Origin of the sequence: Sulfurovum sp. (assembly GCF_036568385.1) — a bacterium.
GTDB lineage: Bacteria > Campylobacterota > Campylobacteria > Campylobacterales > Sulfurovaceae > Sulfurovum.
Genome location: NZ_DATCSP010000025.1, coordinates 1 through 19,385 on the forward strand (window position 1 = coordinate 1; position 19,385 = coordinate 19,385).

General features: G+C 46.0%; 23 protein-coding genes. 3 read left to right on the top strand and 20 right to left on the bottom strand.

The features are described from left to right. A partial coding sequence (locus VIM88_RS02570; protein WP_331861315.1) for a molybdopterin-dependent oxidoreductase occupies window positions 1-1,140 on the bottom strand: 1,140 nt, incomplete at its 3' end. Window positions 1,141-1,253: 113 nt separating this feature from the next. On the opposite strand from VIM88_RS02570, the gene VIM88_RS02575 reads away from it, so the two are divergent. Then, a complete protein-coding gene (locus VIM88_RS02575; protein ID WP_331861316.1) occupies window positions 1,254-1,502 on the top strand; it encodes a hypothetical protein in 249 nt (82 codons plus the stop codon). Window positions 1,503-1,671: 169 nt separating this feature from the next. Here the strand turns inward: VIM88_RS02575 and VIM88_RS02580 are convergent, their stop codons facing one another. The 8 genes from VIM88_RS02580 to VIM88_RS02615 form a co-directional block, all read right to left on the bottom strand. Next, window positions 1,672-2,169, bottom strand: a complete 498-nt coding sequence (locus tag VIM88_RS02580) for a YajQ family cyclic di-GMP-binding protein (RefSeq protein WP_331861317.1) — start codon at window positions 2,167-2,169, stop codon at window positions 1,672-1,674. A 12-nt stretch (window positions 2,170-2,181) separates the two neighbouring features. Continuing rightward, entirely contained in the window at window positions 2,182-3,447 is a 1,266-nt protein-coding gene (locus tag VIM88_RS02585) for a homoserine dehydrogenase (RefSeq protein ID WP_331861318.1), read from the bottom strand. Window position 3,448: 1 nt separating this feature from the next. Continuing rightward, window positions 3,449-4,675 (bottom strand): LL-diaminopimelate aminotransferase, encoded by a 1,227-nt coding sequence (locus VIM88_RS02590; protein WP_331861319.1) that lies wholly within the window; start codon window positions 4,673-4,675, stop codon window positions 3,449-3,451. A gap of 53 nt (window positions 4,676-4,728) precedes the next feature. Next, the gene (locus VIM88_RS02595) at window positions 4,729-5,364 is read right to left on the bottom strand and encodes a hypothetical protein (protein WP_331861320.1); all 636 of its coding nucleotides are present in this window, start codon (window positions 5,362-5,364) and stop codon (window positions 4,729-4,731) included. Beyond that, window positions 5,342-6,037 carry a 23S rRNA (guanosine(2251)-2'-O)-methyltransferase RlmB gene (gene rlmB / locus VIM88_RS02600; protein WP_331861321.1) on the bottom strand — a complete coding sequence of 232 codons (696 nt, stop codon included), beginning with the start codon at window positions 6,035-6,037 and terminating at the stop codon, window positions 5,342-5,344. Before rlmB ends, VIM88_RS02595 begins: the two co-directional genes overlap by 23 nt. 34 nt (window positions 6,038-6,071) lie before the next feature. After that, the gene (gene rsmI, locus VIM88_RS02605; RefSeq protein WP_331861322.1) at window positions 6,072-6,887 is read right to left on the bottom strand and encodes a 16S rRNA (cytidine(1402)-2'-O)-methyltransferase; all 816 of its coding nucleotides are present in this window, start codon (window positions 6,885-6,887) and stop codon (window positions 6,072-6,074) included. A gap of 111 nt (window positions 6,888-6,998) precedes the next feature. Next, on the bottom strand, window positions 6,999-7,199 hold the full coding sequence (rpmE, locus tag VIM88_RS02610) for a 50S ribosomal protein L31 (protein ID WP_331861323.1): 201 nt from the start codon (window positions 7,197-7,199) through the stop codon (window positions 6,999-7,001). 206 nt (window positions 7,200-7,405) lie between these two features. Next, window positions 7,406-8,149: a DUF4395 domain-containing protein gene (locus VIM88_RS02615; protein ID WP_331861324.1), complete on the bottom strand. Its 744-nt coding sequence runs from the start codon at window positions 8,147-8,149 to the stop codon at window positions 7,406-7,408. Between the two features lie 354 nt (window positions 8,150-8,503). Between VIM88_RS02615 and VIM88_RS02620 the strand changes: the two genes are divergently transcribed. Next, window positions 8,504-9,649, top strand: a complete 1,146-nt coding sequence (locus tag VIM88_RS02620; protein WP_331861325.1) for an OprD family outer membrane porin — start codon at window positions 8,504-8,506, stop codon at window positions 9,647-9,649. Between the two features lie 43 nt (window positions 9,650-9,692). Here the strand turns inward: VIM88_RS02620 and VIM88_RS02625 are convergent, their stop codons facing one another. Together VIM88_RS02625 and VIM88_RS02630 are read right to left on the bottom strand one after the other, a co-directional pair. Beyond that, window positions 9,693-10,361: a 16S rRNA (uracil(1498)-N(3))-methyltransferase gene (locus tag VIM88_RS02625; RefSeq protein ID WP_331861326.1), complete on the bottom strand. Its 669-nt coding sequence runs from the start codon at window positions 10,359-10,361 to the stop codon at window positions 9,693-9,695. A 2-nt stretch (window positions 10,362-10,363) separates the two neighbouring features. Next, window positions 10,364-10,789 carry a hypothetical protein gene (locus VIM88_RS02630; RefSeq protein ID WP_331861327.1) on the bottom strand — a complete coding sequence of 142 codons (426 nt, stop codon included), beginning with the start codon at window positions 10,787-10,789 and terminating at the stop codon, window positions 10,364-10,366. 87 nt (window positions 10,790-10,876) lie between these two features. Here VIM88_RS02630 and glp point away from each other — a divergent pair, with 87 nt between their 5' ends. Beyond that, window positions 10,877-12,094 (top strand): gephyrin-like molybdotransferase Glp, encoded by a 1,218-nt coding sequence (gene glp / locus VIM88_RS02635; RefSeq protein ID WP_331861328.1) that lies wholly within the window; start codon window positions 10,877-10,879, stop codon window positions 12,092-12,094. Between the two features lie 75 nt (window positions 12,095-12,169). Here the strand turns inward: glp and VIM88_RS02640 are convergent, their stop codons facing one another. From VIM88_RS02640 to VIM88_RS02680, 9 genes are all read right to left on the bottom strand, one after another. Then, entirely contained in the window at window positions 12,170-12,730 is a 561-nt protein-coding gene (locus tag VIM88_RS02640) for a c-type cytochrome (RefSeq protein ID WP_331861329.1), read from the bottom strand. Window positions 12,731-12,793: 63 nt separating this feature from the next. Further along, window positions 12,794-13,375, bottom strand: a complete 582-nt coding sequence (locus VIM88_RS02645; protein WP_331861330.1) for a 6-carboxytetrahydropterin synthase — start codon at window positions 13,373-13,375, stop codon at window positions 12,794-12,796. Window positions 13,376-13,435: 60 nt separating this feature from the next. Beyond that, on the bottom strand, window positions 13,436-14,194 hold the full coding sequence (locus tag VIM88_RS02650; protein ID WP_331861331.1) for a 7-carboxy-7-deazaguanine synthase QueE: 759 nt from the start codon (window positions 14,192-14,194) through the stop codon (window positions 13,436-13,438). Further along, window positions 14,194-15,171, bottom strand: coding sequence for a GTP 3',8-cyclase MoaA (gene moaA, locus VIM88_RS02655; RefSeq protein ID WP_331861332.1), 978 nt, complete (start codon window positions 15,169-15,171; stop codon window positions 14,194-14,196). The genes VIM88_RS02650 and moaA overlap by 1 nt, the downstream gene beginning before the upstream one ends. Window positions 15,172-15,294: 123 nt before the next feature. Beyond that, entirely contained in the window at window positions 15,295-16,230 is a 936-nt protein-coding gene (locus VIM88_RS02660) for a c-type cytochrome (RefSeq protein ID WP_331861333.1), read from the bottom strand. An 11-nt stretch (window positions 16,231-16,241) separates the two neighbouring features. Beyond that, window positions 16,242-17,483: a cytochrome bc complex cytochrome b subunit gene (locus VIM88_RS02665; RefSeq protein WP_331861334.1), complete on the bottom strand. Its 1,242-nt coding sequence runs from the start codon at window positions 17,481-17,483 to the stop codon at window positions 16,242-16,244. 9 nt (window positions 17,484-17,492) lie between these two features. Beyond that, window positions 17,493-18,005, bottom strand: coding sequence for a ubiquinol-cytochrome c reductase iron-sulfur subunit (petA, locus tag VIM88_RS02670; RefSeq protein ID WP_331861335.1), 513 nt, complete (start codon window positions 18,003-18,005; stop codon window positions 17,493-17,495). 191 nt (window positions 18,006-18,196) lie between these two features. Next, window positions 18,197-18,988, bottom strand: coding sequence for a hypothetical protein (locus VIM88_RS02675; protein ID WP_331861336.1), 792 nt, complete (start codon window positions 18,986-18,988; stop codon window positions 18,197-18,199). A 43-nt stretch (window positions 18,989-19,031) separates the two neighbouring features. Continuing rightward, on the bottom strand, window positions 19,032-19,385 hold a 354-nt coding region (locus VIM88_RS02680; protein WP_331861337.1), incomplete at its 5' end, for an HAD family hydrolase.

Sequence of the window (19,385 nt, forward strand, 5' to 3'; positions counted from 1 at the left end):
CGGTGCATAGTAGGGAAGCATGCCCATATCACAGGCACCCTGTACGTTCGTCTGGCCACGCAGCGGCATCACACCCGCGCCGTCTTTACCGATATTCCCTGTCATCAGAGCCAAGTGGACGATGGCCATGACCGCATAAGAGCCGTCTACATGTTCAGTGATCCCAAGCCCCCACAAGATCAGAGATTTTTTCGTTGCATACTCGCGGGCGATCTCCGGGAGCATATCTGCCAGATACTCATACCCTTCCACCTCTCTGAAAAATTCAGGATTGGCATAGGGATCGTTCAGAATGCTCTCTTTAAAGTGTTCAAAGTTCTTTGTTCTGTTCTTGATGAAATCTTTGTGATAGAGCTCTTCGGTAATGATGGTATAGGCCATCATATTGAGCACAAGCAGGTTCGCTTCATGCGGCGTGACCGCCTTGTATTTTGAGAACTTATGCAGTGTGATCTCACGCACGTCAAAACATGCGATACCTATACCCTTTTGTGCCGCTTTGATCATACGGTTACCCACGATCGGATGTGCCTCCGTGGTGTTCGAACCCATCACGATCATAAATTCCGTTTTGTAGATATCATCAAACGGGTTACTTGCAGCTCCCTCGCCGATGGTAAGTCTCATCCCTTTGAGTGAGGGAGAGTGGCACACTCTGGCACAGTTATCCACATGCGGAGAGTTCAAGGTATCACGTGTGAACTTTTGAAAGTAATAGGCTGATTCACAGGAAGTTCTGGCCCCTCCGAGCGAACAGACAGACTTTTCACCATATGTTGCCTGAATCTCTTTTAGCTTCATGGCCCCTGCGGTGGTAGCCGACTCGAGATCGGTCTCATACCATGTATCATCCAGGTCAGTGAGTGAACCGGCGATCGCCTCTTTGATCCCAGGGTTCTTCTCCAAAAAGCTTTTGCGGATACGGGGCGTTCTCAGTCTCTCTTTTGCATCCACAAAGTCATATCCGTGGGTACCTTTGATGCAGAGCTTTCCTTCTGACACAGCGCCGTCGGGATGGGCAAAAATCTTTTTAATTTTATTTTCTTTGGTATCCACATGCGCAGCGATATCGCAGCCAACGCCACAATACGCACATACACTGTCGATCACTTCATGATCGTTCTCAATTTTTTTTGTCATTTTTACCCTTCTGGATCTAATTAGGAGCTATTTTATCCTAATTGCAGTTAAAATAATGTTTCTTTAAGTAAGTGTTGCTAATATCGGACAAAATTATACCAAAAGGATTTACAATGTTTACAATCAATGTAGCAAGAGAGTGTGGCTGTTTCAAAAGAAGCCCGTACGAGAACAATATGCAGTTCGACAACAAAGACGATGCACTGATCCAGGCAAAAGCTATGGAAAAACACATGAATGAAAAATTCTGCGGGAAACACGGATTCGTCACAGAAGAGACAGGTGACACTTTCACGATTCACGTAGGAGAAAAACAACACGCAAGTGCAGGCGGATGCTGCGGCGGCGGACACTGTTCATAAGAACAACATCTATTAAATAAACCTTGTCGTGGCGAACGCCCTCGTAAGCGAAGCGATTCGAGAGCCACGACGATTTTTTGCTTCGTTTTTTCTAAAAAAATGAAGAGAGAAACAATATCTCAATTAGCATAGAGTGAAATATGCAAAAGAGATCAAACTCATCAAAATATTATTTGAAATTCCCAAACACCAACGGTGCTTTCAGATCCAACTTCTTCACTTCAGCCATCACCGCCTGAAGATCATCTATTTTCTTCCCGGATACACGTACCTCATCACCCTGGATCGACGGTGTGACCTTTATCTTCATATCTTTGATCGCTTTCACGATCTTTTTGGCTTCCTCTTTATCGATCGTATCCACAATACGGTAGATCACCTTCGTATTTCCGCCGGATATCCCTTCGGTCTTCACCTCTTCGAGCGACTTGCCTGCAATGCCTCTTTTGATCAATTTGGAGATCAGGATATCTTTCAGTGCATCGATCTTGGCATCGGTAGAAGCACTGAGGCTCAAAGTCTTGCCGGCTTCATTGAGCTTGATCTCTGCCAGCAGCCCTTTAAAATCAAAACGCGTAGCAACCTCTTTTTGCGCCATGACGATCGCATTTTTTAGCTCCATCATATCCAGCTTCGCGGATATGTCAAAGTAGTGGTCTTTTGCCATCATGTATCCTTTTTACTTCTCTATCCTGATCATTGCAACTTTGCCGTTAATGACATCCAGTTTTTCAAGTGCCTGCATCGCTTCTTGTATCATTTTCTCCTGGCATTCATGGGTGATGAAAAGCAGTTCTACACGCTCATCATGGTCGTTGTCTGGATTTTGCATCATCCCTTCTATGGAGATGTCGAGTTCGCTAAAAAGCTGGGTGACCGTGGCAAGTACGCCTTTTTTGTCATCTACGCTCATACGAAGATAGTAGTGTGAACATATCTCTTCTTTTGGCAGCAGCCTGAGTCCGGATTCCAGACCTTTTTTGTACCCAAGCATCGGACCCTGGTTTCCGCGAACGATATCCACGATATCGGCAATGACGGCTGACGCTGTAGCATCACCTCCCGCACCCGGACCGTAGTATAGCGTCTCGCCTACACGGTCACCCACAACAGTGACCGCATTCATCACGCCGTCTACTTTGGCTATCATGCTCTCTTCGGGTATCATGGTGGCATGCACACGCAATTCTACGGCTTCTCCTACTTTTTTGGCGATACCGAGCAGTTTGATCGCATACCCGAAATCTTTGGCGAATGCCACATCGGCCTGTGTGATGTTCTCTATGCCTTCTATCAGAATATCTTCAGGCTTTGCATCGATACCATAGGCGATACTTGCCAGGATAAGCAGCTTGTGAGAGGCATCGAATCCGCCTACATCAAAGGTCGGGTCAGCTTCTGCGTATCCCAGCTCCTGGGCTTCCTTGAGGATCTCGTCATACTGCGCACCTTCATTGATCATCTTGGTAAGCATATAGTTGCAGGTACCGTTCATGATACCCTGGATAGAGTTTATATGGTTGGCGGAGAGCCCGTTACGCAGCGCACCGATGATCGGTATCCCACCGGCGGTACTTGCTTCATACATTAAAGGGAGGTCACCGGCTATCTCCTGCAGTTCGTAACGGTGATAGGCCAAGAGCGCTTTATTCGCAGTGACCACCGCTTTACCGTTTTCCAGTGCTTTTTTGACAAGCGCGTACGGCTCTTCGATACCGCCCATCAGTTCCACAACGATATCGATCTCAGGGTCATTGACCACATCCAGCGGATCCTCACTCAGTTTGATACTTACCCCTCTCTCTTTTGAGAGGTTCTTTACCACACCTGATTTTACGACGATCTTTTTCCCGGCTCTTGCTTCAATGATATCTGCATTCTCTTCAAGTATATTCGCAACGCTTGCACCGACCGTACCAACTCCTAAAATACCGATTTTAACCATACTACTTCTTTGCCTCTTCTAATTCCTTGAGGAATTTTTTAATATTACGTGCTGCCTGTCTGATACGATTTTCATTTTCTATCAGGGCGATCCTTACATACTCGTCACCGTATTTCCCAAATCCTATACCCGGGCTTACGGCAACATCCGCATGCAGCAGCAGCTGTTTGGCAAATTCCAGAGAACCCATATCTCTTGCCACTTCAGGGATCCTGCCCCAGATGAACATGGACGCACTCGGCTTCGACAGAGGCCAGCCTGCGTTTCTGAACGCTTCTATCATGACGTCACGTCTCTTCTCATAGCGAGGAATGATCTGCTCTTCAGGAATATACCCATGTTCATCCAAAGCCACGGTCGCTGCCACCTGAATAGGCGTGAACATCCCGTAGTCCAACCAGGACTTGATGCTCTGCAGTGCACCGATGAGTCTCTTGTTCCCTACGATAAAGCCTACTCTCCATCCTGCCATGTTGTAGGATTTTGAAAGTGTATAGGCTTCAACCGCTACATCTTTCGCCCCCTCTACGGTCATGATAGACGGTGTCGTGTAGCCGTCAAAGGTGATATCTGCATAGGCAATATCTGAAATGATATAGAATCGTTTCTCTTTCGCAAGCGCTACCAGTCTCTCATAGAATCGAGGTGTCACGGTTGCCGTCGTGGGGTTATGCGGGAAATTGACCACCAAAAACTTTGCTTTGGGAATGGAATTGTCCAGCTGTTCTTCCACGTCAGCAAGAAATCTGTCTTCATCTACCTCAAAGGTCTCTTCATCAAATACCAGCTGCATTTTTTCTACATTCGCGCCTGCCAGGATGAACGCCTGGGAATGGATAGGATAGGTAGGATCAGGCACAATGGCCACATCACCCGGGTTCGAAATGGCCTGCACAAGGTGCACGTACCCTTCTTTGCTTCCCATCGTTGCAACCACTTCCGTATCGGGATCCAGGTCCACCCCGTATTTGCGCTTATACCATTTGCTCATCGCCAGTCTGAGCTTATAGATCCCCTTACTTGCAGAATAGCCATGGGTTTTGGGTTTTTGAGCAGTCTCACACAGCTTGTCGATGATCGGCTGCGGTGTAGAAGCATCGGGATTTCCCATAGAAAAATCTATAATATCTGTACCTTCACGTCTTAGTCGCATCTTGAGTTCATTGATCTCTGCAAAAAGATACTTCGGCAAACGGTTTATTTTTTCAAATTGAATTTCATCAAACATGCTTTACTCGCTTTACATTTTTTTCATTTTTTTTATTAGTCTATCAGACAGTACTAAAATTGGGTGACAGGTTCTGTAGAAACATTGACCTCTTCTACCATTGCGTCACTACTCTCTGCACCCTCTTGAGCAACAACCTCTTCCACTTCTTCCACCACTGTATTGGTATCCTGAACTTCGACCGTCTTTTCGATCGTGGCACCTATCTGGATATCATCGGCCGCCAAGCTCTCAATACTCAGGTTTCCCGCGACACGCTCTTCCGGCTGCTCAGCCACCTCAGGTACCGCTACATTTTCGATCATTTGATCCTCCATAAAAGGGATCAGCTGACCCAAATGTTTTTTATCGAACTGTGTAAAAAAATACCAGGAGGCATAGGCCAAAAGAGCCAACACGACCAGTATGAACAGTTTCGATCTCTTTTTTTTCTCCTCTGCGACAGGTAAACGTACAGAAAAATTGTCATCTTCTTTATGTTCACCATAATAGGCCAATGCCTCATCCCGCAATGCGCTTAGATCTGCTTGATACTCACGCTCAATGATAGAGATGAAGCCCAGCACTTTGATCTTTTTGAGCCTATCAAAATTTGAACCCAAAAGATCTTCAAGATTCTCTTCAGATATCTTTGTCTTTTCGCTGACCGCCTTTATACTGTTCTCTTCAAGAATCTCGTTTAACCGCATAACCCATCCTATGTATTAAAATAGCTGCCGCCGCGCTCACATTGAGTGAATCAAATGCATGTTTCATCTCTATTGAAATCTTATGATCCAGTTTCGCCATGACCTTTCCGGAAATACCTTTTCCTTCACTCCCCAATACAAGCACACGTTTAGGCGCAAAGGTCATCTCCTGTACATTCTCTCCGTCCATGGAGGCCCCGTAAAGAGTAAATCCTATTTGCTGGAGTTCATTGAACGTGTCCAGGATATTGGGCGCTATCATAAAAGGCAGGTCCAGCATGGCACCTGAGCTCGTACGTGCTATGGCCGCAAAATTAAGCTGTTTCACCCCTGCAGCGATAATAGCATCCGCTCCAAGTGCATAGGCCGATCGTACCACTGCACCGATGTTACCTACATCTGTCAAGCCGTCAAGCACTACCAGAAAATCACTCTTCTTGACCTCAGAAAGGGTGCTCTGCTGAAATTCATCCATTTCCACAAGCAGCCCCTGATGATTCCCGCCTTTGCTCATGGACTGGGCCCACTTTTCTTCCAAAAACTTGATATTATCATGGTATTGGTGAAAGAGACCTTTAGGAAGTATCCCTTTTTTGGCAACATAAACCGTTTTTATTTTCTCTGAGTGGTGCTCCAGTGCATGCAAACAGACTTGCTTTCCGTATAGTATCATAGGGTGATTTTACCTTTTTTTTGCTTGTACAGTGTTAAGTGGATTTGATAAGTTCATTGTACCATTCTTTGACACTTTTATCACTCAATTGTGCAAGGATCTTCGCTTTGGATTTGGGCGGCAGGTCCAATGTCAACACTTCTGCGAAACTGAGACTTTTTTCGATACTTTTGTCTGCCCGTATGATCACCACCCACTCTCCACGTATGGTCAATTCCTTAAACTGTTCATTGAGTGATCCTGCCGTACCGCGATAGTAGTTTTGATACTTTTTGCTGAGCTCCTTGGCCAGAAAAAGCTCTCTCTGCGCATCTAACGCCGAAATTTCGCCTAAAAGCTTTTCCAAACGATGGGGGGCTTCATACAGCACCGTATTGTAACCGTTGCTCATGGCCTCACTGAGCGCGATACTTCTCTCTTTTCCTTTGTGTGGCAAAAACGCATAAAAGAGGAATTTCCCTTCCTCAAAACCGCTTGCGGCATAGGCTGTTGTGACTGCAGATGCTCCGGGCAGCACATCATAAGGTATCTGGTTCTCCTGGGCATAGGCCACGAGTATCTGCCCGGGATCGGAGATGATAGGCATCCCCGCATCACTGACATAGACCACCTCTTTTTCCTGTAAAACATGTCCCAGTTCGTGCAGCCGCTCCTTTCCGTTATGCTCGTTGAACGACAAGAACTGTGCTTCGGGATACACCATACCAAAACGCTCTTCCAAAAGTCGCAAAAGATGCTTGGTCTGTCGGGTATCTTCACATAAAAAAAGTGCTGCTTTTTCAAACATCTTCATAGCACGAATCGTAATATCTTGGGGGTTTCCGATAGGAGTGGGGATAAATGTGATCATTATTTTACTTTATAAGAGAAGTGACTGGTTTTATTTACGCACTTTCAGTCGTGAGTGCATCTGCAGCAGCAGGCATAGCGGGCTTGACCCACGATGCCCTCAAATGATAAATTATGACAATTTATATTTGTTTTTGAACTTCTCTACTCTTCCGGCAGCATCAACGATCTTCTCAGAACCTGTAAAGAACGGGTGGCACTCATTACAGATATCGATACTCAGTTCTGCTTTGTCCGTTTTTATCTCAAACGTATTTCCACATGCACAACTTACTTTACATTCCATGTAATCCGGGTGAATCTCTTTTTTCATCTTGTAACCTTTTAGTTTATTTTGTGTGTCAGGCAACTAACCTGCTCTAGCCTGTGACTCTTCCTTTTTCCTGAAAAAGGGGCATTGCAACGCTCTCTGGCGAGACAATTAAGAGTGGTATTTTATCTAAAAAAATTTAAAAAATCATAAAACAGCAGGCGGGACCGATCCGGATCTCTGTGCAGGGTCTCTTTTGCCCCTCACCCCTACCAGTCGTCGTCATCTCCAAACGCCTCTTCCATTTCTTTCTCGAACGCTGCATCTTTCTCTTTTTGAAGCTGTGCGTCTGTCAACACTGCTTCATGGAGGAACTCACCGAAGAATGTGGTAGGCTTCGAATAGGCTAAAAAGAGATAGGTGCCTACCACAAGGCCTATCATGGTCAGCGCGGTGATCACCTTCTGTACCGGGTTGAATGTTTGTATAGGCTCTTTTTGGCGTACTTCACAGACCCCTCCCGGGCAATGCACAGGATCTATTTTGGTCATGATCTTGTATAGCTTACAGCCTACACAGATCCCAAAAGCGCTCTCCAAAAATGTAAGCAGCAGACAGAGCACACAGATCAAAACCTTATAGAAAGTGATATCCCAGTTTATCACGAACCACCAGACCATCGGAAGGGAGATCAGCCAGCCCAGTGTCCAGGCAAAACGTTTTTGCAATCCGCCTACATACTCCGGTTTTTGATCCTGCACAAAAAATTTTCCCAAAAGCATAGAGGGGGAGTAGTTCGGACTGATGATCCTTGCCGTAAAATCAAGAAATAAAAAGGCCAGATAGACCCTTGCCACAATGGCGTGATTAAATCCTATACCGACAAAGATGACGATCATCCCCAGTGTTCCAAGGATCCCTGCGGCAGCCCTTGCTTCTCTTTCGTTGATCACTCTGACATCATATCCGGGCACTTTAGCCCCGTATTCCCATAAAAAACTTTGTAAGTTCAAACCATTTCCTTTTGTCACTTTAATCTCTTTTAATCCTCTCTTGAGACTGTGCATAGTGCCCAGCGGATACTTTTGCTTTAAAAACATTATGGGGATTTTACTATGCGTTGTTTGTTTTCACCTTAGTCAAAACACAGTGAAAGCCCCCTGCACTCTTTTTCATATACTAACATTTTCCAAAAAAGCATTACAAAAAAGTATTAAAAGAAGCATTATACAAAAAGTGAGGTAAGAAATAGAATTTTAGCTGGCATAGGGATTATTATAGTGTTTCAATGAATTTTATGTACAATCTAAACTGACATCCATACAAAAGGTTCATCAATCAATACAAAACATACACTTCTCTTGATCATGACCTCTTTATGTTGTGTGAACAGCAGTGCCGAAGAGACACGCTGGGGCAGGTTCGATACGCATATCGAACTCTTTCATTATGACATTGATGCCCAAAATGATGAGGAGTCAAAAGCCACTGTCTTGGGCGGCTATATAGACTATAGATCTAAGCCTCTCTATGGTTTTGGTTTTGGGGTCAAACAGTATCTTTCACATTTGATCTTTGAGTCTAAAAACCCTGCCCTTACCTCATTGACAGACACGGCAGGAAATGATATTAACCCCTTAAGTGAATGTTATGCATATTATAAAAATACACACACTGCTTTCAAGATCGGAAAACAGCAGATCCATACACCGATGCTTAACGATGATACAACCAGACTGGTCCCCTTCAGTTATCAAGGTATCACTTCTCAGATATTCTGGGATTCGGATACCTTTCTTTCTCTGGGGCATGTGACCCGTTTCAGACCCTATAATGCTGAAGCGTATTCGGAGTACACTTCAAGCGGCTTGGCAGAAGAGGGTGTAAGCTATATCGGCTTTCATACACAGTTTGGCAATGCCAGACATCAATGGTACTACTACCATGCACCCAAACTCTTCAATACCCTGCATATGGAAGTGGAAGCACGTACCCCTTTGAACCCTTCCGCAGATATATACTATGGCATGCAAGGTATTTATACCTTTGACGATCAAGGCGGCATTCATATACTCAACCGCGATAACGGGGGAGGAGATGTGAAGCTCGTAGCAGCCAAACTGGGATTAAGGTCCGAGAAATTCTCTTATACCGGCTCACTCTCATATAATTTCGGGAATGACGGGATCAATAGAGGCTACGGAGGTCTCTCTTCTATCTACACCAGCTCCATGATCGCACAGGGGAAAACGCAAGGGCATCCTTTTGCAAAATCCCTGAAAGTACACTATAGATATTTCTCTGCTTCGAAGGATAAGGCGTATTCAAGTTCTCTCTACCTGACCAACATCACCTACAGAGACGATACTTACAATACGCTCAATGCACTCTATATCGACCACAAGTTCAAATTCAGGCCGAGGGAGTACATCCTGCTAAGATATGAAAAACAGTGGATCGCCAATGAAGATGACAAGAGCTACCTTAGGATCATCAGTGCCTATACCTTTTAATCTCCAAGAAAGCACCTGAAAGTGAGCCAATAGCTCTATTCAATTATAAAAGTAATTTGGCAGCTACCGCGCAGACAGCACTCTCACTTTTGAGCACCAAAGGGGTATCAAAGCCTATCACTCTCTCCGGTGCGAACAATGCCACCTCATTCTCGGTGATCCCGCCTTCGCATCCGATCACGATCGTATCGATACCGCACTCTGCAGAAAGTACATTTTCTGAAAAGTTCAAAAGATAGCTTTGGGGATGTTCGGCCATAAACGCTTCAAGGCTCTCTGCCATATCCATCTCCATCATCACGCTTCGTCCGGACTGCTGCGAAGAGTTCAAAAGTATCTTCTCCCAGCGTTTGAAATCGGGCTTGAAGCTTTTCTGAGAACGGCCACAGTAGATGAACGTGATCTTTGCCACGCCCATTTCATTCAGTGACGGAAGTACTTTTTCAATATTTTTGGGATCGATCATGCACCAGCCTATATGCAGCGCTGCTTTCGCTTTGATCTCCAGTGTGCGGCTCTCCTGCAGCTCAAGTATCACGGAGCGTTTATCCAGGTAGGTGATAAGGTAGCGATGCAGTAACCCGTCTTCAAGGTTGCGAAGATACAGCGTATCCTCTACCCTGTGTCTCCGTACTTTGAAAATGTAGCGATGCTCGTCTCCAAGCAGCGTGAGCTGAGGCTTTCCTGCCTCTTTATGGTAAAGATACAACATGTTTAGAGTGCTATGATGCCTTTAGCTTTCAGAACCATAAGGACCACCATTACGGCCACAAGCAGGATCTGTACCAGAGATATTTTCAAAAAGACCCCTTTGAGCAGCTTGTGTGTCTCAGGGTTTTGCAGGTTGGCTATTTTGATCAATTTATGCTTTTTGATCTCTATGTACATCAGTACCGCCCAGATCACGACCATAATGATCGTACTCAACGGCCAGCCCAGATCACCGCTGAACACCGCGATGATACCTGTGAAGGCGATCATGGTCGCGATCGCTTGGAAGATCATCGTATAGATAAAACTTGCTTTTTTGAATCCCAAGGGATTTTTAGCTGTCATCATCGGGATCAACAATCCTCCCACCAAAAAGCCTAAAAAGGTTTTTACTAAAATACTGTGCACTATCAACATCTCTGCGATCATATGAATTTCCTGTAATTTTGATTTGTTTAAAAGTGGATTATACCCTATTTAGTTATAATCGACCTAACATAATTTTAAGGGAGAAACATGCCTGTTTCCATCATGCAAGCACTGGATATTATTGATCAAAACACTTCTGTGGTGAACTCCGAACTTCTGCCTATCGAGATGGCATTGGGACGTATTATGAGCGAAGACTCCATCGCCACATTCAACCTGCCCCGTTTTGACAACTCCGCGATGGATGGCTATGCTGTCAAATGTGCTGATGCGAACAGTACCGTCACCTGTACGGAGGTCATCTATGCAGGGGATGACCCTCAAATGACACTGCAGGCTGGACAGGCCATCAAGATCATGACCGGTGCGCCCATCCCAAAAGGGTGTGAAGCGATCATCCCCATAGAAGATGTGACAGTCAACGGTACCCAGGTGACCCTCCCCTCTGAGATCAAAAAAGACGGACATATCAGACATGCGGGAGAGGATATCAAAAGCGGTACGGTCTACCTGCATAAAGGAGAAAAGGTGACCGCCTATGCGATCGCCCTGCTGGCCAGCCAGGGGGTGACGCATCTACGGGTCAGACGCAGGATCAAAGTGGCTGTCTTTGGTACGGGGGATGAACTCCGGCCGCACTTCGAGAAGATCAGCCCTCACCAGCTCTACAACTCCAATACCCCCATGTTCCTTGCACGCTCCCAGGCGCTGGGATGCGAGGTACAATACATAGGCAGCTCCAGTGACACCATTGACTCTCTGGAAGAAGCTATCAGGTCCGCGTCTGATGCGGATATCATCATCACTTCCGGCGGTATCAGTATGGGAGATAGGGACTTCACCAAAGAGGCTTTCGGCAACCTGGGGATGGAACTGCACTTTGACAAGGTGGATATCAAACCGGGGAAACCGACGGCTTTTGGCACCATCGGCAAAACCGTGATCATCAACCTTCCGGGTAATCCTCTTGCTTCTATGGTCAATTACGAGATCTTTGTACGTGCCGTGATACGGAAAATGTCCGGGATGAAGGCCTGTCATCATGCTACGGTACAGACACGGATCAAAGAGGATTTCACTCTGAGACCGGGCAAACATACCGTACGGCTAGGCTCATTTGACGGAGAGGCCTTCCTGCCATTCTCCAAACAGCTCCCCGGTATGCTTTCACCGCTGGAGCAGGCCAATGCCCTGCTTGTCACCACACCGGATATAGCAAAGCTCGAAAAAGGAAAAACCGTAAAAATACTGCCTATAGATTGGGAATTCACCTCTGAGGTAAAAGAAGATTTCTTTACGCGTTGATCGACCGTTGGTCAAGTGAGGGGTCAAAGAGACCCCTGTATCACTGTAGCACAGAAGGCCTTGCCCTCTATGGCGCTATTTTATAGCAGAGAGGTACTCGGCCACTGCTTCGATATCCTCATCGGACATCGTTGCTACCTGACCCTTCATAAGCATACCCATGCCGGCGACATTCTTTGTGCCCGCCTGATACTCTTTCATCGAAGTCACCAGAGCTGCCTTATCCTGTCCCGCAATGACAGCTGATTTTCCCAGTGCTTTGGTCTTGCCGTCCGACCCGTGGCAGCCTACACATTTACCATAGGCTGCCGGCATTTCAGGTGCTGTCCCTGCCACAACCTCTTCCGCTTTTTCCTCCACTGCTGAGGCTGTTTCTGCTACTTGGGAAGCGACAGCAGCTTTCGCAGCTTCTGCTTTCTCTGCGGCAGCGGCAGCTATCGCTTCAGACTTCTCTTCTGTTTCCTCTGCCACTTCTGATGCTTCGGCTTTCGCTGCTTCCACAGCCTCCGCACTATCCTCTTTTACCGCTTCCGTGACCGATGCGGTCGCTTCTGCACTTGCCTTCTTTGTCTCTTCTCCACATGCAGTAAACAATAGAGTTGCTGCTACGAGAGAAAAAAATGTCGTTCTTTTCATCATGCATCCTTTCATTTTGATATAACATTTTTATTATATCTAAAATGTATCCCGGTGTAAAATCTACACTTTTTTGGGATTTTTGATCATGCTGTGGTCTAAAAGTTTCTCCCAAAGCTTGGGATCGCTCCATTCACTTTGTACCTGAGGGGAGAAGACGATCTCTTCCAATCTTATCGCACCCATCGCTTCACTATGCGCATCATCTTTAAAGCCTTGCGCATATCCCGTTTCCGTCTCATGGACGATGATACTGTGCAGCCTGACCTCCCTCTCCCCGTTTTGCATATCGGTACATGCCAATACACGCTCAACCATCAGATAGATCACACGGGAAAACTGCTCTGCCGAAGGGGATACCGGAAGCTCTACCCATCTGTTGCTGTATTTTTTCATCGACCGTACATACGCTTCATCATCTTTCGACCACAGGGTGATCGCATGGTCAAAAGAGTCGATCAGCTCCTTGATGTACCGTTTGGTAAGCCCGAAATCATACACCATCTGTCCGTTGTCAAGATAGTTTGATTCCAAAAGGACTTCGATCTTATAGGAGTGTCCATGGATATTTTCACTGCAGCGCTGTGTGGTACAGTCACGCACAATGTGTGCATTTTCAAATTTAAAAAGTTTACGTATCAACATAAAGTGTCCTTGATCAGGAGTGTATTTATCTGATTTTAACCAAGCTAGCTAAAACTTAGGTTATACACCCTGTGTGGTATCGAACACACGTATATGCAGCCTGTCACTGTAGGTATAATTATGCTTCATGCAGAACGCAAAGACCGCTTTGTCATTTTTCCATATGGTATCTCTGCTTTCCCCCACAGGCATACAGTAGACCGGGAGGTCCGGCAGGATCTTTCTTATCGCTTCTATCTCACGCTGGGCGGTTGTCTCTACCAGACGGGTGTCAATAGTGAACTTTAAAAATGCCTCTTTGGCATGGCCGGCTATGGCTTGCAGTGCCTTGGGTATGATACGTTTTTCTTCCGGTTCACCCGAATTGGCAAGCTTTAAAGAGAGCGCAAAGATACAAGAGCGATAGGCGGGATATTTTTCAAAATCTATTGCAATGGTTCCGTTGGTCTCAAACGTGACCGCTATGCCCTCGGCTACGAGCCACTCGATCACTGCATAGAACACTTTGTCGCTATGGTACATCAGGGGTTCACCTCCTGTGATCACCACATGCGGATAGTAGCCAAGTACGTCAAACTCTTTTTTGAGTGACGCGATCAGTGTGTCGCTTTTCTCTACTTTTGTCCAGGAAGCGGCATAGGCGCTGTCTACAGCAAAGTACGTGTCACATCCGTAACGTGTTTCCCCATTCACTTCGTACGATGCACCAAACCCGGGACAGGAGAGGTTGCACCCGCCTGTACGGAGAAAATACGAGGGTGTCCCGGCATATTTCCCTTCACCCTGTATGGAAAAGAACTGTTCGCTAAGGTAAAACATCAGCCGCCAGTTTCATAAAAAGCACGGGAAGAGATCTCTTTCTCTTCATTGGGATTCTCTTCGGTCCAGCGGTTCTCTTTCGGCTTGTCCCTGAGTACCTGCGCCAATACACCTGCTGCCCCCTCGATATCACCTTTTTTGACAGATTCAGCAATGCTCATCGCTTCATCGAAATAGAGACAGGGGATAAGATTTCCCTCCGCCGTAAGGCGTATACGGTTACAGCTTTCGCAGAAATCATGTTTATGCGGATCTATCAGTCCGAACACCGTGCCGTCTTCGAGTTCATAGTTGAAGGATGGGCTGGCACCTTCACGGCCCAGGGCATGTATCGTATGCTTCTCTTTTACTTTTGCCAGTATCTCTTTGCCGTGCATCCCTTTGAGTGCCTGATCCGCATGTCTGTTCTCCATATACTCTATGAAACGCACTTTGATGTCCCGTGCTTTGCAGTAGTCCAAGATATCGAGGATCTCTCCGTCATTGATACCTTTCAGCGGTACCATGTTGATCTTCACCTTCAATCCTACCTCTAGCGCCTTGTCTATCCCCTTGAGTACCTGGGGAAGCACATCTTTGCCTGCTATCTTTGCTGCCACGTCTGCCTTCAGTGAATCGAGTGAGATATTCAGTCTTTTCAGACCGGCATCTTTCAGACGTTGCGCTGCTTCAGGAAGCAGGTACGCATTGGTGGTCAGTGCCAGGTCTATATCGGGCTTGTAGTCCGAGATCATTTTGATAAAGGTATCCAGGTCCTCTCTCAGCAGAGGTTCCCCGCCCGTAAGACGGATCTTGGTCACCCCTCCGTCTATCGCCACTTTTACAAACAAAAAGAGTTCTTCGAACGTAAGCAGGTTCTCTTTAGGTACCCATGAGAAAGGTTTTTCAGGCATGCAGTACTGGCATCTGAAGTTACAGCGTTCTGTCACCGAGATACGTAAATAGTTGACTGTACGTCCATGTCCATCTATAAGCATATAAAATCCAATGTATAATTTTTCAATATTTTTTATTAGGGTAGCAGAATGTAGATAAAAAAAGGATAATGTCTATCAAGAAAGTAAAGACAAGGCAATGCCTTGTCTCAAAATAACGTGCTGTTAGTGCAAGTCTCTCCATTGCGATCTCTTCCAGAGGAATGCAAGGAGCGTGAAGATCACAAAGAAACCGATCACCCATGGTCCAAGCGCTTCACGTTTTGATTTGCTTGGATCACCGATCTCGGTCAAGTACTCCTCCACTTTCTCGTAACCCGCTTTTGTCAAGCCGACTCTTGGCATAGAGGTTCCGGGAAGCTGGGTCTGCGGATTCTCAACGAATGTTTCAAGGAAGTGTCCACCTCTCGCTCTGATGATCATCGAAAGGTCAGGCGGCAGTTTACCCATATATGCTTTCAAGTGATCCTGATACTCAAGCACCTTAATCTTGTGTGCCAATGCCTCTTTTTCGCCATCAAAAGAAGGTGTGTCGCCAAGCTGCGTATAGTTGTCATATCGCATTGCGTGACATCTGCCGCAAGCATTGTCAAATGCCGTTTTTGGTGTGATCTCTTGAGGTGCGATGGATTTAAAATAGGCCACCATGTCCGCTACCTCCTGATCGATATCTCCGCCCGCACCGAAGAACTGTGTCATTGGGTGCATATTTCCGCTTGCCTGATCGAACTTGTGTTCTACGTTCAATGCGTGCGCAGGGTTTTTGATCAGTGCAGCAAGGAATTTTTCATCGTAGAGTGCACCGATATTGCTCAGGTCAGGCGGATTGACCCCATAGGAAGCAGCAGCCATGCTTGCATCCATGGGTGCCGACATTCCCTGCGATTCCATTGCGTGACATCCGAGACAAGCGCCCGCACCCATGACCAGACTCTGGCCGTTTGCGGCATCACCGGTTTTAGTGAGCTCTGGCAGGTCACTGTATGCAAAGTGGTCACCCTCTACATGTTTATGCATCTGCGAGTGGGCAAAAGGCTCCACACCCCAATAGATGACCAACGTAAAGAAGACGACTACTGCTAATATTTTCAATTCTTTCATTTATTGCTCCTTTACAGTTTCTTTTCGGCTTTTGTGATAAAGTACAGCGCTGGTCCCATCAACAGGAACACGACAGCCGCTACCATTCCTATAGTATTCCAAATACCCTGTGGAGGCAGTTTGCCCATCACCGTAAGAACGATCATATCGATCACCAATACCCAGAACCAGATATGGAAAAGCCCTCTTTTGTTAGCCGGAGCCACATTTGGACTTCTGTCTATGAACGGGATCATGAAAAGTGCCACTTGTGCGATACCAAATGCGATCAGACCGGGATCTTTAGGGAATGGTCTGAGAATCTCATAACTCCACAGGAAGTACCACTCAGGATATATGTGCGGAGGTGTTTTCAGACCATCTGCAGGGTCAAAGTTCACCGGATCCATCGCAAAATTAAAGTGATAGAAGACCAGGTAGAAGAACAGAATGAAGTAGACACCCATGACAAATACATCTTTGCTCAGGAAGACAGGATTGAAAGGAATCACTTTGGACTCTTTTTTCTTCCCGGCCTTATAAAGATCAGCAGCCTCTTCAAAGTCGATCTCTTCGCCCGTCTGGTTATTGACATGCGGGAGTCTCAATGTTCCGAAGTGCAATACGATCAGCCCGATGATCACCAAAGGAAGAAGCAGGACGTGAAGCATAAAGAATCTTGTCAGGAAGGCATCATCCGGTACATAGTCACCCCTGATCCACTCAACCAGTCCAGGAGCGTTCAAGGCACCGCCCATTATGTCAGGCGAGAATCCTTCAAAGAGGTTCGTGATAACCATACCTGCCCAGTAACTCATTTGTCCCCATGGAAGCATGTAACCTGAGAATGCCTCTGCCGAGAAAGTCACAAACAGCAGCATTCCGGAGATCCAGATCATCTCCCTCCCTTTTTTATAGGAACCGTAGTAGATACCTGTGAACATGTGAATATAAATGATCAAAAATACGATCGATGCAGCGACACCGTGAATATGTCTCCATAGCCATCCGTACCCTACTTCGGTCATGATGGTATAGTTCACTGAGTCGAATGCCATATCTACATCCGGCTTGTAGTACATCAAGAGGAAAATACCTGAGACAAGAAGCAGGCCGAATGTGGCAGCAAGTATCATACCCATAGCCCAAAGGAAGTTGATATCTTTAGGGATCCAGTACTCTGTAGAGAGCACTTTTTTAAGCGTTGTCACCGCTAGACGGTCATCCATCCATTTCTGAGAAAATGGTTTTGCGTTTTCATCAAACTTTGCCATCTGTTCTCCTTATGCCTTTTTCTCAGCAGCGATGATCGCTTCATATTCCGGTCCTGTTTCCCCAAGGACGATCTTGTTTCCGTCAAGCTTGAACGGCGGTATCTCTAGCGGCTTTGGCGGAGGACCGAATATCTCTCTGCCGCTTACATCAAATTCACCTCCGTGACATGCGCACTTGAACTTCTCTTCACCCGCACTGTAGGCAGGGATACACCCAAGGTGTGTACATAGGCCGATGGATATGTGGAATCTGTCTGATCCGACCACCACATCTCTGCTATCCGCCTTCGCATCCTTTGGTTTTTTCAAGATAAAAATGGGTTTACCTCTCCATTTTTCTACATTCAGCACATTTTCCTTCGCAGCACTCAGATCGATAGTGGTAAAACCGGCGGCTTTCACACTTGGAAGCGGATCCCAGCTGCGCTTCATGGCATAAAGTGCACCAAGACCACCTAAGGCAGTAAATCCGCCCAGGGCCATACCCATAAAGTCTCTACGAGATTTTTTTTCATTTTCCATGTCTTTTTTCCCCTTGTAACTATGCAAGATGTCGTATTATACTATAAACAAGATGTCATTAACTCAAGATTAGCTGATGATTAAAAAAATATGGGGGGAAAGGAGATTGTTCATGGGTGTTACCATGCGTAAATTAGGACTGTTATAGTCCTAATTTATAACTATTATAATCTTTAATTCACTATAGATCTTCAGACCTTGGTATTCTCTTCCAATTTGATGGATTCTGGATCCAATAATTTTTCAAGGTCCGCATTGGTGAGTATCTGCTGCATGATGTAGCTTTTTTGAAGATCCAGCGGTTCGAACGTATGGTCTTTCAAAAGTTCGACAAATTCAAAGATCTCTTCAGTGATCGCAAATTCTCCTTCTGTGATCCTGAGCTTCTTAAGATTTTGCAGCAGGGCCTGTGTGTTCTCACTTTCACTCTCTTCTATCTCCTGGTTCCCGAAGGCGATGATATAGACACCCGCTTTCGCTGCTGACTCTACAAAATTGTTGATCCTTCTCAATTCGATCTCGTCTGTGGGAAAGTTTTCCAGGTTCATCAGCACAAGATGGTAGGTCTGTTTCAGTTTTGATTTCTGGTTATGTTCGCTGATGCTTGGCCGGTGACAGCATAACAGCTCCTGATAACGTGAGAAGATGATCTCTTCAAGCGCTTCAAAACGCGTTGACATCATCTCGGGATTGTAGGCGGTCTGAAAAAGATGTATATACTGCAAAGGGGAGAGGTGATAGAACTTCTTTTTACCAAAATCAAAAAGGTCTACTTTCAAACTCTCATGCGGCATCGTAGAGAGGAGCTCCAGACAGAGGCTTTCAAGTAAATTATCAGCCTTTGCTTCCGAAGCCTTATCATACAGTAAACAAAATCCGCCATCACTGCTGGCGGTATATAAAGGCATGCTTTCGCTGCCTTTCTTCAGATCTCCCAGATGAAATCCCCATGGGAATGCATAACGCTTATCTTGATCTTCCATACTCTCACTACTCGCTTTTATTTTTAGCGTATTATAACACTCTTTACATCTTTTCTATGAATCTGACTGCTTCAAAGGCATCCGCTATCGTAAAGTCCGCACACTCAGAAAGCTCCTCTTTCCCCATGTAGCCTGTCAGTACACCGATGCTACCGATCTCGGCAGCTTCCGCGGCCTCCATATCCACACAGGTATCACCGATAAAATAGGTCACTTTCCCAAAACGGTAGTTCAATTGGCTCAGCGCCTTCAATACAGGTTCGGGATGCGGCTTGGGATGCTCCACGTCATCTCTGCCGATCAGTACGTCAAAATACTTCATCAGGTCAAAATGCTCAAGCAGTTCACGTGAATACTGCGTGGTCTTCGTGGTCACGATACCCAGTCTTGCGTAGCC

Excerpts from the sequence above, each read along its gene's own strand:
- glp (WP_331861328.1), top strand. The coding sequence starts at position 10,877 with ATGCCTGTTTCCATCATGCAAGCACTGGATATTATTGATCAAAACACT.
- VIM88_RS02665 (WP_331861334.1), bottom strand. The coding sequence starts at position 17,483 with ATGGCAAAGTTTGATGAAAACGCAAAACCATTTTCTCAGAAATGGATG.
- moaA (WP_331861332.1), bottom strand. The coding sequence starts at position 15,171 with ATGCTTATAGATGGACATGGACGTACAGTCAACTATTTACGTATCTCG.
- VIM88_RS02675 (WP_331861336.1), bottom strand. The coding sequence starts at position 18,988 with ATGGAAGATCAAGATAAGCGTTATGCATTCCCATGGGGATTTCATCTG.
- rpmE (WP_331861323.1), bottom strand. The coding sequence starts at position 7,199 with ATGAAAAAAGAGATTCACCCGGATTACATGGAATGTAAAGTAAGTTGT.
- VIM88_RS02620 (WP_331861325.1), top strand. The coding sequence starts at position 8,504 with ATGACCTCTTTATGTTGTGTGAACAGCAGTGCCGAAGAGACACGCTGG.
- rsmI (WP_331861322.1), bottom strand. The coding sequence starts at position 6,887 with ATGATCACATTTATCCCCACTCCTATCGGAAACCCCCAAGATATTACG.
- petA (WP_331861335.1), bottom strand. The coding sequence starts at position 18,005 with ATGGAAAATGAAAAAAAATCTCGTAGAGACTTTATGGGTATGGCCCTG.
- VIM88_RS02625 (WP_331861326.1), bottom strand. The coding sequence starts at position 10,361 with ATGTTGTATCTTTACCATAAAGAGGCAGGAAAGCCTCAGCTCACGCTG.
- VIM88_RS02650 (WP_331861331.1), bottom strand. The coding sequence starts at position 14,194 with ATGTTTTACCTTAGCGAACAGTTCTTTTCCATACAGGGTGAAGGGAAA.
- VIM88_RS02660 (WP_331861333.1), bottom strand. The coding sequence starts at position 16,230 with ATGAAAGAATTGAAAATATTAGCAGTAGTCGTCTTCTTTACGTTGGTC.
- VIM88_RS02585 (WP_331861318.1), bottom strand. The coding sequence starts at position 3,447 with ATGGTTAAAATCGGTATTTTAGGAGTTGGTACGGTCGGTGCAAGCGTT.
- rlmB (WP_331861321.1), bottom strand. The coding sequence starts at position 6,037 with ATGATACTATACGGAAAGCAAGTCTGTTTGCATGCACTGGAGCACCAC.
- VIM88_RS02590 (WP_331861319.1), bottom strand. The coding sequence starts at position 4,675 with ATGTTTGATGAAATTCAATTTGAAAAAATAAACCGTTTGCCGAAGTAT.
- VIM88_RS02580 (WP_331861317.1), bottom strand. The coding sequence starts at position 2,169 with ATGGCAAAAGACCACTACTTTGACATATCCGCGAAGCTGGATATGATG.
- VIM88_RS02595 (WP_331861320.1), bottom strand. The coding sequence starts at position 5,364 with ATGCGGTTAAACGAGATTCTTGAAGAGAACAGTATAAAGGCGGTCAGC.
- VIM88_RS02645 (WP_331861330.1), bottom strand. The coding sequence starts at position 13,375 with ATGTTGATACGTAAACTTTTTAAATTTGAAAATGCACACATTGTGCGT.
- VIM88_RS02630 (WP_331861327.1), bottom strand. The coding sequence starts at position 10,789 with ATGATCGCAGAGATGTTGATAGTGCACAGTATTTTAGTAAAAACCTTT.
- VIM88_RS02640 (WP_331861329.1), bottom strand. The coding sequence starts at position 12,730 with ATGAAAAGAACGACATTTTTTTCTCTCGTAGCAGCAACTCTATTGTTT.
- VIM88_RS02575 (WP_331861316.1), top strand. The coding sequence starts at position 1,254 with ATGTTTACAATCAATGTAGCAAGAGAGTGTGGCTGTTTCAAAAGAAGC.